Below are 16,560 nucleotides of genomic sequence, written 5' to 3' on the forward strand. Positions count from 1 at the left end.
CCTCTATACTTATCCTCCTATAACAGATTAAAAACAAACTTAAATGATCATGAAAATTTTTTATAACCCTATAATTTACTATATCCACTTTGTATCTTCATTATTTTTGTTCTTTATCCAAAATTTATTCAAATAGCAATGTTGCTGCTTCTTTATAAAGCAATTATTTAAAAGTGTTCAAAACTATAAATCCACAACATTATAAAACCATTCTGACTGTTCTCATATGAATATTGCTATAAAACTCTATCGTATTATTAGAAAATGCTTTACAAAAAAACAAACAGCCTTACCGAAAGGATCTCTGAATGAATAATATTATCGACGGAAAAAAACTTGCTGAAGAGATTATTGTGAAAGTTAAGGCCGAAACAACAAAGCTCCGCCATCACTATAATATACAACCTAGTATCGCTGTTATTATCGTTGGAGATGATCCCGCAAGTCAAGTATATGTCGCCTCAAAAAATAAAAAAGCCGAAGAATGTGGGTTTCTTTCAATCAAACATGTCGTTTCCAAAGAAACGCAAGAAACAGAACTCCTTCAACTTATTGCAACATTAAATTCTGATCCCAAAATTCATGGTATTTTGGTACAGCTACCTCTCCCTGCTCATATGAATACAAATCGCATAACACAAGCTGTTGCTTTCCAAAAAGATGTTGATGGTTTTCATTATATTAATGTAGGAAAACTCGCAGCAAATGCACTTGAAGATGCGATTATTCCCTGCACACCAGCTGGTGCCATGATGATGATTGAACAACACTGTGGGCAAGATTTATCTGGACTTGATGCTGTCGTTGTTGGACGCTCTAATATTGTTGGAAAACCTATGGCTGCCCTTTTAACAGCAGCCAATGCCACTGTGACAATTGCCCATAGTCGTACCCGTGACCTTGATGATGTGTGTCGAAGCGCTGATATTCTAGTAGCAGCCGTAGGCCGCCCACAAATGATTAAAAAAGACTGGATAAAAAATGGTGCAATCGTTATTGATGTCGGTATTAATCGCGTTGCTGCACCAGAAAAAGGTGTAGGAAAAACACGTCTTGTTGGTGATGTCGATTTTGAAAACGTAAAAGAAAAAGCTGCTGCGATTACCCCTGTTCCAGGAGGCGTTGGACCAATGACAATTGCTATGCTTATGGTTAATACACTCAAAGCCGCCGCGCGATCACACAATCTGCCTATACCAAAATTCTAAGAATTGTAATAATTCCTTGTATATGGTTTCATTGTACATAATTAAGCTTGTTTATTTTTGCATTTTTCATATCATAAAAACAGATGCCCCTTGATCTGCACGATTAACGGATTGACGAAAAACATGAAAAAGTTCGCGTCCAACACCATATTCGTTTTTTGAAAGATCAGGAGGTGTGATTTTTCGCGCGTTAAATTTTGCTAAATCCTCCAAAAGAGTTAATTTACCCTCATGAGCATCAAGAAAAACAATATCACCATCCTGCAAACGTGCAATGGGGCCATTATCCACTGCTTCTGGTGTCACATGGATGGCAGCAGGAATTTTTCCTGATGCCCCTGACATACGCCCATCGGTTATCAATGCTACCTTTTGACCGCGATCTTGTAAAACGCCTAAAATGGTTGTTAATTTATGAAGCTCTGGCATACCATTGGCTTTTGGTCCTTGATAGCGAATGACAGCGATAAAATCTTTATCATACAACACTCCAGATTTAAAAGATTTTTGTAGTTCCTCTTGATCATTAAAAACAAAGACTGGTGCTTTAATCTGCCAATACTCTAATTTAACCGAGGAAACCTTTATAATAGCTGTTCCCAAATCTCCCGATAAAACACGAAGACCACCATCAGGCTGAAATGGCTTTCTCCACCCTGCTAACACCTTATGATCACCACTTTCCTTGAGAGCCGCTTCACGCACCACATGACCATCAACAGAAAGCTTTGCCTCAATTGCATAAGCATTGAGATCTTTACCAAAAACCGTAGAAACATCTTCATGTACTAAACCTGCCTCGATAAGCTCGCGAATAATAAATCCCATCCCCCCAGCAGCATAAAAATGATTGATATCCGCTAAACCGTTAGGATAAATGCGCGCTAAAAGAGGCACAACGGATGAAATTTCTGCAATATCATACCATGTCAATTTAATACCGCAAACAGCAGCCATAGCAATCAAATGAATCGTATGATTGGTAGAGCCTCCTGTTGAATTTAATCCTACAATGGCATTCACAAAAGAACGCTCATCAATGATCATACCAAGTGGACTATAATGATCACCAAGATCTGTCATTTCAAGTACACGTTTCGTAGCTTCTTTTGTTAAAGCATCACGCAACAGTGTATTCGTATTAACAAAAGAAGCTCCTGGCATATGAAGCCCCATCATCTCCAGTATCACCTGATTAGAGTTAGCGGTTCCATAAAATGTACATGTTCCTGGTCCATGATAAGAACGTGCTTCTGATGCTAGAAGTGTTTGCCGATCTATTTTATTTTCCGCGTAAAGTTGACGTATCTTCGCTTTTTCATCATTACCTTGACCACTTGTCATAGGACCAGCTGGTATAAAAATTCCTGGTAAATGACCAAATGTTAGTGCACCAATTAATAAACCTGGTACAATTTTATCACACACCCCAAGATACAATGCTGCATCAAAGACATCGTGTGATAAGCTTATAGCTGTCGCCATTGCAATTACTTCACGCGAAAAAAGGGAAAGCTCCATCCCCGCATTTCCCTGCGTAACACCATCGCACATCGCAGGAACACCACCTGCAACCTGTGCAACACCACCAACCATACGGGCCGACTCTTTAATTAAGTGAGGAAATTTTTTAAAAGGTTGATGAGCTGAAAGTAAATCGTTATATGCCGTGATAATGCCAATATTCCCAACAACATTTCCCTTCAAACGCTCTTTATCTATTGCACCACAAGCAGCAAAACCATGAGCCTGATTGGCACATCCTAAAAAACTCCGTTTGGGACGATGAGCCTGTGCTTTCGTAATACGATCTAAGTAAATTTCTCGTGTTGATCGAGAACGTTCATAAATCCTTCTTGTAACTGTGGCAATTGTCTTGGAAAGTGCCATATTCCCCTCCCCCTTTCATTGTTTCTTCCCCTCATTCATTGAGAAAGATTACGTTTTTATTCACCGTGTCTCTCATATTCTGATTCACTTATTTCATTTTCTGCAGGTGACCAATAAACCTGCACAAGATGAGGGGAATTACGTAAAATTGCCCGAATAGGCATTTCTATTTCAGATCCATCTTGACAAGCTTCTTCAAAACAATCGCGTTTCTGAAAACCTTCGAAATGGAGAATAATACAACGAGATTGCATAATAACTGGCAAAGTTAGTGAGAGTCTTGGCTCAACAGCACTCTTAGCATGAAGGGGTAAAACAAGTGCTTGTGTTCGCAGATCAAGCGCTTGCTTTAAACGATCAGCATCAGGAAAAAAAGAAGACGTATGTCCATCACCCCCCATCCCTAAAACAACAACATCAAAGGGTTTAGGCAAAGTATTAATACGACTCGCCGCTGAAAAAGCAGCAAGTTCAGCAGTAATGGCTTTATGATAAAGCCCTACAAAACGCGCTTTTTCGGCAAAATTTTGTAACAAATGACACCGTACCATATATTCATTTGAACGTTCATCGTGTGTAGGGACAAAACGTTCATCGACCAAAGTGATAATGATATTTTGCCAATCAATATCGGCTTTTGACAAATAATGAAAAAACAATTCTGGTGTTTTACCACCAGACACCGCTAAAACCGCTCTCTTGCGTTCAAGAACAGATACACTAAGCTCTGCGGCTACTCGATCTGCTAATGCCAAAGCTAAAGTCGTAGGTGTTTCAAAATCTAAACGGTCAATATTCATTCTATACATACTTATTGCTCTAAACTAAATTGTTCCATATACGCCCATCACGTTCCATGAGAATCGTCGAAGCAGATGGCCCCCACGAACCAGCGTTATAACTGTGAACAGGCTGTTCTATTGCTTCCCATCCCTCAATGATTGGATCAATCCAACGCCAAGCAGCCTCAACTTCATCACGACGCATAAACAGTGTCTGATCTCCACGAATAACATCCATTAATAAACGTTCATAAGCATCAGGATTACGTTCAGAAAATGCGGAAGCAAAACTCATGTCTAATGGAATGTTTCGAAACCGCATACCGCCATAACTTGGATCCTTAATCATCAACCATTGTTTTACACCTTCATCAGGTTGGAGACGAATAACAAGCCGATTAGAAAAAATTTTATCTAAATCCACATTGAAAATATTATGAGGAATAGGTTTAAAAACCACGACAATTTCAGACATTCTCGTGAACATGCGCTTACCTGTTCGTAAATAAAAAGGCGTATTAGCCCAACGCCAGTTATCAATCTTAACCTTAAGCGCGACAAATGTTTCACTCTTACTCACTCTTCCCAGATCATCAAAATAAGACTCTACAGATATACCATTTGATAGACCAGAAAGATACTGCCCACGTACAGTATGCTGCCCTACATTATGTACATCAAGCGGTGTTAAAGAATGTAAAATTTTAAGTTTTTCATCGCGCACAGCATTAGCACTGTTGGTAAATGGTATTTCCATCGCAACTAAACAAAGTAATTGTAGCATATGGTTTTGAACCATATCGCGTAGAGCACCAGTGCTTTCATAATATTCTGTACGCCCCTCTAATCCTAAAGATTCAGCAACGGTTATTTGAACATGATCAATATAATTGGAGTTCCATAGCGGTTCATAAAGTGTATTAACAAACCGCAATGCCATTAAATTTTGAACAGTTTCCTTTCCAAGATAATGATCAATACGAAAGATCTGCTCTTCATTAAAGGCGTTTGCAAATGCATCATTAAGTGAAACAGCTGTTTTTACATCGCAACCAATTGGTTTTTCAATGATAATCCGTGTTTGTGGTGTTACCAAATCATTTTTTCCTAACTTCATCGCGATATCAGCAAAAAGTGACGAACTAACAGCCAAATAAAAAGCTCGAATATCCGCTGAATCTTGTGACAGAAGGAGGGCTAAATCCTCCCACCCTCGATTTGAGGAAATATCAACAGAAACATAGCTTAAACGTGCAAGAAAACGATTGAGTTCTGTTGAATTGAGATCTTTTGGATGGATATGTTTTTCTAAAGAAATGCGGACAAAATTTTGATATTCTTCATGACTTAAAGAAGTGCGGGAAGCCCCAATAATACGTGTGGGCTCACTGAATTGACCAACACACTGACAATGATACAAAGCCGGCAAAAGCTTGCGCGACGCCAAATCACCATTGCCACCAAAAACAATACAATCAAAAGAAGAAACTGTAATAATTTTATACACCACGAACTTGTTTATTTTTCTATTCGATTATGAAATCCCATATCACTTATAAAAGCCTCCATCATTAAAGCAGATAGATACTAAATAAGCCATTAATTTTCTTCATTTCAAGTAATGTTTCCATTAAAAACGATCCATTAAAGAAAACCAACGCATTGCTAAAAATATAAGCGGATAACGCAAAACTCTTCCCCCCGGAAAGGATGAAATCTTTAAGTCCTGGAAATAGGAAAAACGTTCATATTTTCCAGTCAACCATTCTGCGTATAATTTTCCCATGAACGGAGCCAGCATAACGCCATGCCCTGAATAGCCGCCACAATAAGTCATCGTTGAGAAAAGTTGTCGAACATAAGGCATGCGCTCAACTGTGATGGCAACCGTTGCTCCCCAACGATGGCTTAAATTGATAGAGTGTAATTGAGGATAAATTTCAGCAATTTGCCGTTTTATACGTTCATCTAAATTTACAGGATGCTTATTATCATAACTTTCTACGCCACCAAATAAGAGACGATTATCAATGCTTTTGCGAAAATAGCGAACCATAAAACGAGAATCATCAACCGATCCTCCCCCCATGAGAATTGAACTATGCTTTGGTAAAGGCTCCGTTGCTCCGATATAAGAGCGAATAGAAACAATATTTTTTTCAATAAAACGCTCCAAACCAAGTTTATACCCATTTGTTGCGAGTAAAACATGCTCTGCTATTACACTGCCTTTTTCTGTTATCACTTTCCAATGGGCTCCCTTGCGCCTTATGGTTGTTACTTGTGACTTCTCATAAAGCTTAGCACCGGCATTTTTAGCTTTTTTTGCCAACCCAATAATCAATTTTAAGGGATTTATATGGCCGGTATCCGCATCATAAATACCACCACAATAAAAAGATGATCCAAGTCGTCTAGATGTTTCAGCCCTATCCATAAAAGTAAGAGCGTGATAGCCATAACGCTGCATCACCTCAATATGCCGTTGATAAGAGAGAAGCTCACGCCTTTTATGTGTCACAGAAAGCTGTCCTCTTATCAAATCACACGGACAATTAGGCATCGCGCATAAAGATAAAATATCTCTTTTAGCTTCTTCTGCTAAATCAAACAGAACCTTACTTCGCTCAAAACCATACTTTTTTTCTAATGTTTCTACCCATTGCCGTTGTCCTGTTCCCAGCTGCCCACCATTGCGCCCTGAAGCACCATCACCAAAACGTGATGCTTCAAATAAAACAACATCTACTCCAGCCTTGGCTAAATGATAAGCAGCCGAAAGCCCTGTAAATCCGCCTCCAACAATGACCACATCACACTGTCTGTTTTCACAAAAAGAAGGATAAGAGGGACGTTCTCTTAAAGTATCTTCATACCAAGAAACTCCTGGAGAAATTGAATTATAATCAATCATCGTCATAAAATTTAAACATTCAGCAGGAGATATTCACGCTCCCACGGACTAATTACTTCCATAAAAGTTTCAAACTCTTGTCGTTTGATTGCAGCATAAGTACTGACAAACACTTCCCCTAAAATAGCCCGTATCTCTGTATCTTGTTCAAACAAATTGACTGCCTCAATGAGTCCACGCGGTAACTCAATATTATCAGCGTTTACATTATTTGTCGCTGGCTCATCCGGCTCAATTTTTTGTTGCAAACCAATAAGACCACACGCTAAAGAAGCTGCAAGGGCTAAATAAGGATTCGCATCTGATGAAGGAAGTCTATTCTCAACACGCCGCGCTTGAGGAGCAGAACGCGGAACTCGAAAAGCTGTAGTACGATTATCATATCCCCATCGCAAATTAACAGGAGCCGAATTATCAGGGACAAGACGTCGATAAGAATTCACATAAGGCGCAAGCATCACAAGTACCCCTGGCATATGTTTTTGCAATCCACCAATAAAATGGCGAAAACAGATACTTTCTTCACCATTTTCCTGTGTAAAAATATTCATACCGGTTTTCTTATCAACAACCGATTGGTGAATATGCATAGCAGAACCCGGCTGCCCTTGAATGGGTTTTGCCATAAAAGTTGCATACATATTATGTTTTAGTGCTGCTTCACGAATTGTTCGTTTAAACATAAAAACTTGATCCGCTAATTCAATAGGATCACCATGACGTAAATTAATTTCAAACTGACCTGCTCCTTCTTCATGAATGAGGGTATCAATTTCCAATCCTTGTGCCTCTGAAAATTGATAAATATCATCAATCAAATCATCAAATTCATTAACACCAGCAATGGAATACCCCTGTCCACCACCAATTGAACGCCCAGAACGACCAACCGGTGGAACTAATGGATAATCAGGATCGGGATTTTTTTGTACCAAATAAAACTCAATTTCTGGTGAAACAACAGGGCTTAAACCCATTTTTGTATAAAAATGAACCACCGTTCGTAAAACATTGCGTGGTGTGTAATCCACAACCTGACCATTTTGATATACAAGATCACAAATCACCTGTGCTGTAGGAGCATCTTCCCATGGAACAATGCTTAACGTAGAAAGATCAGGCTCAAGGCGTAAATCACCATCTGCTTTAGGATATTCAAAACCATGACCATCTTCAGGATAATCCCCTGAAATTGTTGCCATAAAAACTGCTGAAGGCAATGCCAATGATGTTTCCGATGTAAATTTTTTAGAAAGCATCATCTTGCCCCGTGGTACCCCAGCTTGATCAGGCGTAATACATTCAATATCCTCTACCTTACGGAAAAAAAGCCATTGCGAAACTTGTTCCCAATTGTGCACACCCCGTAAACTTTTGAGAAAACGAGAGACAGGTTTAAAATTCTTACTTTTCGTTTGTTTACCATTTTTTACAGCCATAACATACCAACTTTAAAAACAACCAAGCCCTATTCTTATTGTATCAGCCCCTGCATAAACGACACGAAAAAAATTTATCAACTGATATTTTTAAAGAATACGACAAGATTCATCAAGGTAAAAGAACCTTACGCTCAACAAGCTATCCTATCAACTATAGTGAAAAAATTGATATTGCACGCAATACATCGGTGCAAACCTTCTCCTTATATAAAACAGCGAGAAATACCATAGTGGACGGAACCTAATTCCGATTCAAATAATCACACATAAGTAAACATTATGTAAGTCATAGGCAAGTCCCTATTCAACTGTATCTTCACTCTCAAACCTCCTCGTCTTTTATTAACTGTTTATCAGTATAAAGCCAGGACAAATTAAGCGGGATAACTAAACATATACAAAGCAAGGCGAAACAAAAAGCTGCTTTTATACAAACATTATTCGCCAACCAACCAATCAGTATAAGCGCTAAAATACCAAAAATACGTGCAAGAAAACTAACAATGGATAAAACCGTATTCGCATTCTTTTGTTGAATATGTTTTAAAAATTCTGATTCAAACTGCGTCACAGGGACAGAAAAAACTGTGAAATACGCTGAATAAAATAATGGGAGACCAACTGTTTGCAACGAGAAGCAGAGCAAGCATAACAACAGCACTCGGGACTAGTGAGCACAAAGTTATCGCCATAGAAGCATATTTTTGCATAAGATATTTAATTACAAAGCGATTAAATAAGTATTTTACGAAACTATAAGACACAAAGCACAGACCAAGAATAAGAATTTTATCTTTCCTGTTGCATTGTCTAATGTTCCTGTTTTTCCCAAAATAAAAGGTTGCCAAAAATGAAATATTGGCTGCAATGCAGCAACAATAAAACCACATATCAATATAACCCGATTTTTTAGGTAACTAAATAAGTAAAAGCTTCTGTTGCATGCAACAAAGAACCCGAGTCTATTGGCTGACTACCACAAACGGATGCAGTACCTATCCCCGTCACCCTACTAAACCAGAATACAAGCACGAGAAACCCGAAAGAACAAATAGCTATGCTAAACACAATTTGCAATAAAGCTAACTGTGTTATATTAACGCCCATAAACAACAAAAAAGGCATAGAAAGAACCTGTAATCAGCCGAACCCCGCTCATTGCCGCACAACCATAGAGCAACTTTTTAACTTCATAATCTATCGTAATTGCCTATCACAAAATTTATGGCGTAGACTTTCATTGGCTTCTCACTGGAGAAGGCGAAATGTTTACAGACATGGAAAAGGCGAAAGCAGCTGGTTTTAAACCACAAACTATCCCTGCTGGACTCATGAAAAAACTCGGTCGCGTAGCTTATACAACCTATCGCGATGCAAATATAAAACTCTCCCCTGAAGATATAGCGGAACTCGCGGCGGAACTTTATAGAAAACTGCAAGAGCTTGTTCAAGACATCAACGACACGGAAGAAGTAGAACTTACTTTTCCTCTTTTAAAACTGCATTTAAAGCGTCAAATAGAGGCTGAAAATGCACATCCCAAAACTACATAAGATACAGCTTAATGCCTCTTTAATATGAAAAATCGATATGCAAATCTTTTTACATTAAAAAAATAATATAACTACTTGATTAATAATTATATATTGCCTCTAAAAATAGATAATCATCAATAGGTGAAAATCTTTTTTGCTTTTTTGGTTATTTTTGGCTGATTTTGGAGTGAACTTCACAATTTATCGATTTTTTTTCACAGGGTTTTCAAAAACCTTTCAAAGCCCTCTCTCATTTTTACCATGAAAACGCACTTTTTTCTGATTTTCGCTCTTTTTTACAATTTTAGGTGTTAAAATCCATTTTGACAAAACGCGCATTTAATGCTAAATTTTATACATAAAAACAACAAATTACCACCTATTCCTACCTAATCCCACCTTTTCCCACTTAGTACAAAACCTAGTGTCAAACTACACCCCAATAGCTTATTGTTACAACAATTGTTGACCAAAACGTATTAAGCAAGCCCACAGGTATGCCATTGAACATAGCTCCTAAAATACCAAAAGCAAAAGATAATGACATACCAAGAGATAGTAATTGCTTCATCACAACAAACATTGTAAAATATCTTTCCATATTGAAGGGTGTATTAAGCTCGGATCTTTTAAACAAAACGCATTGATTTTTTCCGTAAAGTCTTTCCATCGCAAGTCTTACGTAAAGGATGCATAATGAGAGCGCATTAAACTAAGAGGAGATACCCAGTTCTTAAAGGAGAAGCGCAATGCGGCTTTATTCTTTTTTTGGATTTCATGCCATGCATTTTTTTGTACAATATTATGCCCCCAAGCAGCTACAGTCGTTGATCCAATATCCTTAGCAAGCGTTTGTTCGTCTTGCACATCCATTTTCAATATTTTCAATAAAATTTTTTGGTACGGTTGGTGGGATTTGAACCTACGACCTCTGGTGCCACAAACCAGCGCTCTAACCAACTGAGCTACAACCGCATAAAAAGCAAATGTATCATAACTATTCACGATTTCGTAAACATTTATTCTTTGCTTATGTGACATAAGGAAGATCAACAAAGTTTGCAAGCCCCTTTAAAAAAATCTCGCAATTTTTTGTGAAGAAAAAAGCATTTTTTACAAAGGAAATTTTGCCCAATGCTCAAGACTATGATCACGATAGCCTTTTATGTGATCAACACCGTCTTGTTGCATCATCTGCAAAATCTCTTGCAGAATAGTTATGGCAAGATTTGGACCTTCATAAACCATCCCACTATATAATTGAATTAAATCTGCACCAGCTTTTACTTTTTCCAAAGCGGTTTGTGCGTCCTTTACACCGCCAACGCCAATAATTGCAATTTCCTTCCCTAATTTTTGACGCATTTTTGCAAGCATAATAGTAGAACGCTCAAAAAGTGGACGTCCAGAAAGCCCACCCTCTTCATTACTGAGGTGACTATTGCTAAGACCTTGGCGTGAAAGAGTTGTATTAGAAACAATCAGTCCATTAAAATCAGAAAGTTTTATTTCTTCAGCAACATCATCTAATTCTTTCTCTGATAAATCGGGAGCAATTTTTAAAAAAATGGGAATGGAGAATCCATGCTTGTTCTCTTGCTCATTTCGCGCTTGCGAAATTGCACTCAACAAAAGATGCAAACTGTCACGAGCCTGTAAATCACGTAAACCTGGTGTATTAGGAGAAGAAATATTAACCGTAAAATAATCAGCAATATCATAAAAATGAGCAATACCAACAGTATAATCATCAATCTTATCGACCGTATCCTTATTAGCTCCAATGTTAACTCCTACAACACCAGTTTTTTTACACGCACGCAATCTGTTGTAAACAACTTGATGTCCGTCATTATTAAAGCCCATTCTATTAATAATCGCTTCATCTTCTTTTAAACGAAAAAGCCGTGGTTTAGGATTTCCAATCTGAGGCTTTGGTGTCACTGTCCCAATTTCAGTAAAACCAAATCCTAAACGAAAAATACCATCCACAGCCTCTGCATTTTTATCAAACCCCGCTGCGAGACCAATAAAATTTTCAAACTCAAGACCCGCAACAGTTACACACAAACGTTTATCGATAACCTTTTGATAGCCATTTAATCCACTTTTCAGCCCGAGAATCGCTAAACAGTGTGCTTGCTCTGGATCCAACATAAATAAGGCAGAACGGCCAATACAACGAAAAAAACTCATCAATCCTTCTCCACAACATAAAAATGATCCATCGCACCTTACCTATATCTTTTAACACAAAAGATAGCCAATCAAAGAGAGCATATTATCCAAATAATATTCCCCCTCTAGAAGGAAATTCATCACATAATAGCCATACATGTTTATATTGATGTATACTGTATAAAAAACTTTTTATTCTTAAACAACGTTTCTCTTTTTCGACATTTTTCAAAGATTAAAATGTAAATCATAATCTTATAAAATGCAGTATGAATTGAAACATCAATGGCTCTTCACCATAACATGGTTTTGTGACGTCTCATGCAGGCAAGCTCGAATTCTCTTAGAAATGCACGCAAATTACCCCTATTCCCAAAGTTCCTTTGTATAATATTGTTTCCAATAAAAACAGAACTTGCTCTATAAAGCTATTTTTTTCCTAGCATTTATAGAATACATGGTTCATAAAATCATCTAAATTCATACTATTGTTGCGCCATTTATTAGCAACAGGGTATTCAATCATTTGTACTCTGTTGATGAAATTTTGAAGAATCTGCGTTTTTTCTTTGCCATTTCTGATGCGCTAAATACAATTTAGCATCTATAAGTGCTCTGTCTAACATATAGTTTAAGTAATGACAGTTGATCATTGAACTCACACCTATCATACCAACGACTTCCAAACCAAAATGATCTTGCAAACCCTAGAGCACTGCTATTTATAAACCGATACAATCTTCCAGCAAATGAAATGTATTTCTTCCATCGAAATTATTGCTTTTTAGCTCATGTAACCCAGTACAAATAGCTTTTAGATAAGCCATAATGCCCTCCTAATTGTTATTATCGCTTACTGAATTAAGAGGAATTAAACTATAAGTTTTGCTCCTGCCTCATCTATCTATTTCTTCCATCAGTGCTGAAATATATTTTTTATTACTAAATTCTCTTTTTATGACAATATGTTATGCCAATATACGTACTTCATTTGAGAAGCTTCCTGATAGCTCAACTTTCAACGCTGCTCATTTGGTAGTATTTTGTAAAAATTTCTCTTTTTAATGTTATCATAAAAATTTTGAGGCAATTATATAAATTAAGCTACAGTTTTCTACTTTCTATTGAAAAAAGCAGATATAGTTTTTATCAAAAAAGCTCTTTTCTAGGAAATATTCTATGTAAATTCAAATAGAGCCCTAAAGCTCTTTATTAAACCTGATAAAGTTCTTTGAAAATAAGTTTAATATTGTAATATAATCCTAAAAATAAAATCTGCCCTTTCCTTTTTCATCAAAAGCGGTAAGTAAATTACCGTATATCGCTTACATAAAGGGGAAAACGCAATGCTTAAAGAATTCAAAGAATTTGCCCTAAAAGGTAATATGATTGATCTTGCTATCGGTGTGATTATAGGAGGTGCTTTTGGTAGCTTGGTCAACTCAATTGTCAACGATATTTTTATGCCAATCATTGGGCTGATTACAGGTGGAATTGATTTTTCTAATATGTTTATTCAACTTGCTGGCGAAAAACAAGCAACATTAAGTGCCGCCAAAGCAGCTGGAGCAACCATTAGCTATGGACACTTTATTACTTTACTTATCAATTTTCTCATTATTGCTTGGGTTCTTTTTTTATTCGTTAAAGCTATGAATAAAATCCGTAGAAAAGAAGAAGAAAGCCCCCAAAAAACGTCTTCCGAAGAACAGCTTTTGATAGAAATTAGAGATCTTTTGGCTAAGAAAAAATAATTTTATGCGAGATTTACATCATGGAACACGAGGAAAAAACATTTCCACAGTTGTTCCATGATTGGGTTTTGAGAATAATAAAAATTGTCCCCCACTTTCTTCCACCATTGCTTTACACATTGGGAGGCCTAAACCTGTTCCTATAAAAGCGCTATCACCAGATCGGCCATCTTTGCGCTCTACTTGACCATAAGGTTGCAGTGCCTGTATAATCTCTTCTTCGTTCATCCCTATACCATTATCACTCACTGAAATTTTTACACGTTCTTTTCTATAAGAAACGTGAACAATAATCTGTCCACCCAAAGGTGTAAAACGAATAGCATTGGAAAGAAGATTCCATATAATCTGGCGAAACACTTGTTGTGATACAGGAATAAATGGAACATGAGGTGGAGCAACAATGCGCATGATAATGCCGTTCTGATTGGCTTGAGTTTCAAGAAAAGCTATCGTCGCACGTAAACAAGATATCACATCAAATGTTTCAGAAATAAGAGAAGAATCAATCTGGTTATTGGAACCAGAATAATTTATCTTCGAGCACTCTAGTAATTGATTAATCAGCAATAATATATGTTTTCCAGAGGAAATAATATCGCGTAAATATCCATGATAGCGCTCATTTTCTATCGAACCAAAACGGCCTTCTTTCATAATTTCTGCAAAACCAATAAGAGCATTTAAAGGTGTTCGTATTTCATGAACCACCCCAACGATTTTATCCTCTTCTGCTTTTTTTTCTCCTGATGGAATTGTTTGTGTCCTATCACGCAACATAACAGCATAATTGCCTTGCTGTGCCAAAAATACAATCGTTATCAAAACGGTTATATTTTTATGATTTTTCGTCATTAAATCAGCTGTTTCTCTGCGATTTAAAACCTGATTTTTCCCTTCCCTACGGATTGATTTAAAATATTTTTCAACAAAAAGTCGGCTTTGCAAAGTAAATAATGAAGAGAGTGGCTGTCCTCGTAGTTCATTTATTTCATAACCCATTAATGCTAAGGCTGCCCTACTTGCTGATTCAATAAAGCCCTCTTCATCCAACCATAAAACACCATCTGTTGCTGTATCCAACAATGATAAAACTGCAGCGGGCTCTTTTACGAGAGCTTGTTCTATAGCATTTACCGGCAATGTTTGTGCATATGGTAACTGAATAGCTGTTTCTTCAACTAAATTTTCTTCTTTTACCGATGAATTCAATTCATCACGCAATTGCTCTGCAATTTCATGAAAAGCTGAACGTTCTATCTCCGTAAGACATGGCATTTCTGTTTCCAGCTTTTCATCTCTTTTTTCTTGGACTTTTTTTCGTATTTTTAAAACACCAAAGCCACGAAATCCCTTAAGTTGCTTTTTAACATCAAAAATTGGCAAAGCCGACAATTCAACATCAAGCCATTGTAAGCAACCATCAACAGGCCATTGAACAATCTCTTTACTCCAAGGCATAGCCGCTTCAATAAAATGACTGAGAACCAGATATCGATCATCATTAAATTGATGAGCAAGCTCATGAAAACTACATCCTAAAACAGAGGAAGAGAGAGGACCAACAACTTCAGCTAGCTCTTTTGAGACTTCACAGAATAAACCATTGTGATCGATTTCCCACGTAAAAGGCCGCGGCAAAAGCTCTGGTGTGAAACGAAAAGCTTCTTGCTGACATTTTAATTCATTTGTATTTAACTTCAACTCATCTGCTTTTAATGGCATAATTAAAACTAAAAAGTGCTGGATTTACTCTCAAATGAATAATGGTAATTTGTTTACAATTACCTGTTCTGGTTAAAATAACTTGATACCTTATATCAATTGTCTGTAACAAAATTTTGACTGTATCATCAACAAAACAAGAATAAAAAGAATCCTCCAACTCCTGTTGTTTATTCGCCCATTATTGTAACAAATCTTGTTACAATAATGGTAACATCTCCCTCACATAAATAGTACTCAAAAAGAATACACTTATTTTACGCATTCACGTGCCTGTTTTAAAAAGATATCTCCTAAGGTTCCCAAGCTTATTTTACAACGGCACCTGTAAATGGTGCAATGTAAAAAGGTCCCCACAACAAATATCAAGGCATTGTACATTACATTTTTATGCTTATAAAAGAGCTGGTTAGAACCATCATGATACTCATTTCAGCCCCTAATGTTACCAATAATTCTTGGCATTTGAAGGCGTTCATACGCGGCATTTTTATTTCTTTTTTAATTTTTTTACCCCTACATTATTATGATACGCAAAAAAATAGCTTTAGTTGTTTCAACAGAAACAAATTTGAAATGAAAAAATCATACGATATTTGAAACTTTTATTCAATATTTATAATGATAAATTATCATTATAAATCAATAAATTGCATTATAAAAATAGAAATAAAAATTTCTTTCTCAAATAAAGTTTCTCGTAAGAACACCTTTCTTGTGCCAATAATATCAAATGATAGAAAATTTAGCATAGCGCTTTAAAGCACCTAATACAACAGAACTTGCATATTGGATACTTTTCTTATGATGCTCTCCATAATCCCCAAAAAGACCTTTCTTTCATCAGAACCGCTATAGAAGAGAAAACAAAAATCATCTGTTCTCATATAAAGATTTGTTTAATTTCTTTACATTTCAGATCATCTAGAAATGTTAAAATATCTCCCCTTTTGGTATCAGGTTGTTTACCTCATCAGCAGTCAAAAGATCGCTTTTGCTTTGCTACTCTCCACTCAATTCTTTAATATAATTATAAAAATAAATACATGGGCACATCTTCTTTGAAACATAAAACAAGCATTCGCTATTTAAATAATGACTGTCAAACATTTTAAAAATCGCATATTAAAAT

At 36.7% G+C, this 16,560-nt stretch carries 12 protein-coding genes, 1 tRNA gene and 1 pseudogene; 3 read left to right on the plus strand and 11 right to left on the minus strand.

What is annotated here, in order from left to right; genetic code table 11:
- Positions 1–308: 308 nt before the first annotated feature.
- Positions 309–1,208 carry a bifunctional methylenetetrahydrofolate dehydrogenase/methenyltetrahydrofolate cyclohydrolase FolD gene (folD, locus tag ACFIJ0_RS03080; RefSeq protein WP_375624555.1) on the plus strand — a complete coding sequence of 300 codons (900 nt, stop codon included), beginning with the start codon at positions 309–311 and terminating at the stop codon, positions 1,206–1,208.
- A 66-nt stretch (positions 1,209–1,274) separates the two neighbouring features.
- Here folD and edd read toward each other — a convergent pair whose 3' ends face one another.
- The 6 genes from edd to ACFIJ0_RS03110 form a co-directional block, all read right to left on the minus strand.
- Complete coding sequence (gene edd / locus ACFIJ0_RS03085; RefSeq protein WP_375624557.1) at positions 1,275–3,098, minus strand: phosphogluconate dehydratase; 1,824 nt, start codon at positions 3,096–3,098, stop codon at positions 1,275–1,277.
- Between the two features lie 56 nt (positions 3,099–3,154).
- The gene (gene pgl, locus ACFIJ0_RS03090) at positions 3,155–3,907 is read right to left on the minus strand and encodes a 6-phosphogluconolactonase (RefSeq protein WP_375624559.1); all 753 of its coding nucleotides are present in this window, start codon (positions 3,905–3,907) and stop codon (positions 3,155–3,157) included.
- 10 nt (positions 3,908–3,917) lie between these two features.
- A complete protein-coding gene (gene zwf, locus ACFIJ0_RS03095) occupies positions 3,918–5,390 on the minus strand; it encodes a glucose-6-phosphate dehydrogenase (RefSeq protein ID WP_375624561.1) in 1,473 nt (490 codons plus the stop codon).
- Positions 5,391–5,510: 120 nt separating this feature from the next.
- Complete coding sequence (locus ACFIJ0_RS03100; protein ID WP_375644135.1) at positions 5,511–6,794, minus strand: NAD(P)/FAD-dependent oxidoreductase; 1,284 nt, start codon at positions 6,792–6,794, stop codon at positions 5,511–5,513.
- A gap of 11 nt (positions 6,795–6,805) precedes the next feature.
- Positions 6,806–8,233 (minus strand): glutamine synthetase family protein, encoded by a 1,428-nt coding sequence (locus ACFIJ0_RS03105; protein WP_375624563.1) that lies wholly within the window; start codon positions 8,231–8,233, stop codon positions 6,806–6,808.
- 912 nt (positions 8,234–9,145) lie between these two features.
- On the minus strand, positions 9,146–9,361 hold the full coding sequence (locus tag ACFIJ0_RS03110; protein ID WP_375644122.1) for a hypothetical protein: 216 nt from the start codon (positions 9,359–9,361) through the stop codon (positions 9,146–9,148).
- A gap of 71 nt (positions 9,362–9,432) precedes the next feature.
- Between ACFIJ0_RS03110 and ACFIJ0_RS03115 the strand changes: the two are divergent.
- Positions 9,433–9,789, plus strand: a pseudogene (locus ACFIJ0_RS03115) (transcriptional regulator); the annotation flags it as partial.
- Between the two features lie 409 nt (positions 9,790–10,198).
- Here the strand turns inward: ACFIJ0_RS03115 and ACFIJ0_RS03120 are convergent.
- The 4 genes from ACFIJ0_RS03120 to ACFIJ0_RS03135 form a co-directional block, all read right to left on the minus strand.
- Positions 10,199–10,354: a hypothetical protein gene (locus ACFIJ0_RS03120; RefSeq protein WP_375624565.1), complete on the minus strand. Its 156-nt coding sequence runs from the start codon at positions 10,352–10,354 to the stop codon at positions 10,199–10,201.
- A gap of 95 nt (positions 10,355–10,449) precedes the next feature.
- The gene (locus ACFIJ0_RS03125; protein ID WP_375624567.1) at positions 10,450–10,644 is read right to left on the minus strand and encodes a hypothetical protein; all 195 of its coding nucleotides are present in this window, start codon (positions 10,642–10,644) and stop codon (positions 10,450–10,452) included.
- A gap of 25 nt (positions 10,645–10,669) precedes the next feature.
- A tRNA-His gene (locus ACFIJ0_RS03130) sits at positions 10,670–10,746 on the minus strand.
- Positions 10,747–10,884: 138 nt separating this feature from the next.
- Positions 10,885–11,967, minus strand: a complete 1,083-nt coding sequence (locus tag ACFIJ0_RS03135) for a quinone-dependent dihydroorotate dehydrogenase (protein ID WP_375624569.1) — start codon at positions 11,965–11,967, stop codon at positions 10,885–10,887.
- A gap of 1,328 nt (positions 11,968–13,295) precedes the next feature.
- Between ACFIJ0_RS03135 and mscL the strand changes: the two genes are divergently transcribed.
- On the plus strand, positions 13,296–13,703 hold the full coding sequence (gene mscL, locus ACFIJ0_RS03140; protein WP_375624571.1) for a large conductance mechanosensitive channel protein MscL: 408 nt from the start codon (positions 13,296–13,298) through the stop codon (positions 13,701–13,703).
- A gap of 18 nt (positions 13,704–13,721) precedes the next feature.
- Here the strand turns inward: mscL and ACFIJ0_RS03145 are convergent, their stop codons facing one another.
- Complete coding sequence (locus tag ACFIJ0_RS03145; RefSeq protein ID WP_375624573.1) at positions 13,722–15,428, minus strand: ATP-binding protein; 1,707 nt, start codon at positions 15,426–15,428, stop codon at positions 13,722–13,724.
- Between the last annotated feature and the right edge of the window lie 1,132 nt (positions 15,429–16,560).

Source organism: Bartonella sp. OC68QHHN (assembly GCF_042193875.1).
In the GTDB taxonomy this organism is placed as follows: domain Bacteria; phylum Pseudomonadota; class Alphaproteobacteria; order Rhizobiales; family Rhizobiaceae; genus Bartonella; species Bartonella grahamii_A.

What these genes read in the sequence shown, in the direction of transcription:
- ACFIJ0_RS03145 (WP_375624573.1), bottom strand. Translation starts at nt 15,428, where the DNA reads ATGCCATTAAAAGCAGATGAGTTGAAGTTAAATACAAATGAATTAAAA.
- ACFIJ0_RS03125 (WP_375624567.1), bottom strand. Translation starts at nt 10,644, where the DNA reads ATGGATGTGCAAGACGAACAAACGCTTGCTAAGGATATTGGATCAACG.
- ACFIJ0_RS03110 (WP_375644122.1), bottom strand. Translation starts at nt 9,361, where the DNA reads ATGCCTTTTTTGTTGTTTATGGGCGTTAATATAACACAGTTAGCTTTA.
- ACFIJ0_RS03120 (WP_375624565.1), bottom strand. Translation starts at nt 10,354, where the DNA reads ATGTTTGTTGTGATGAAGCAATTACTATCTCTTGGTATGTCATTATCT.
- mscL (WP_375624571.1), top strand. Translation starts at nt 13,296, where the DNA reads ATGCTTAAAGAATTCAAAGAATTTGCCCTAAAAGGTAATATGATTGAT.
- ACFIJ0_RS03100 (WP_375644135.1), bottom strand. Translation starts at nt 6,794, where the DNA reads ATGATTGATTATAATTCAATTTCTCCAGGAGTTTCTTGGTATGAAGAT.
- edd (WP_375624557.1), bottom strand. Translation starts at nt 3,098, where the DNA reads ATGGCACTTTCCAAGACAATTGCCACAGTTACAAGAAGGATTTATGAA.
- ACFIJ0_RS03135 (WP_375624569.1), bottom strand. Translation starts at nt 11,967, where the DNA reads ATGAGTTTTTTTCGTTGTATTGGCCGTTCTGCCTTATTTATGTTGGAT.
- ACFIJ0_RS03105 (WP_375624563.1), bottom strand. Translation starts at nt 8,233, where the DNA reads ATGGCTGTAAAAAATGGTAAACAAACGAAAAGTAAGAATTTTAAACCT.
- folD (WP_375624555.1), top strand. Translation starts at nt 309, where the DNA reads ATGAATAATATTATCGACGGAAAAAAACTTGCTGAAGAGATTATTGTG.
- pgl (WP_375624559.1), bottom strand. Translation starts at nt 3,907, where the DNA reads ATGTATAGAATGAATATTGACCGTTTAGATTTTGAAACACCTACGACT.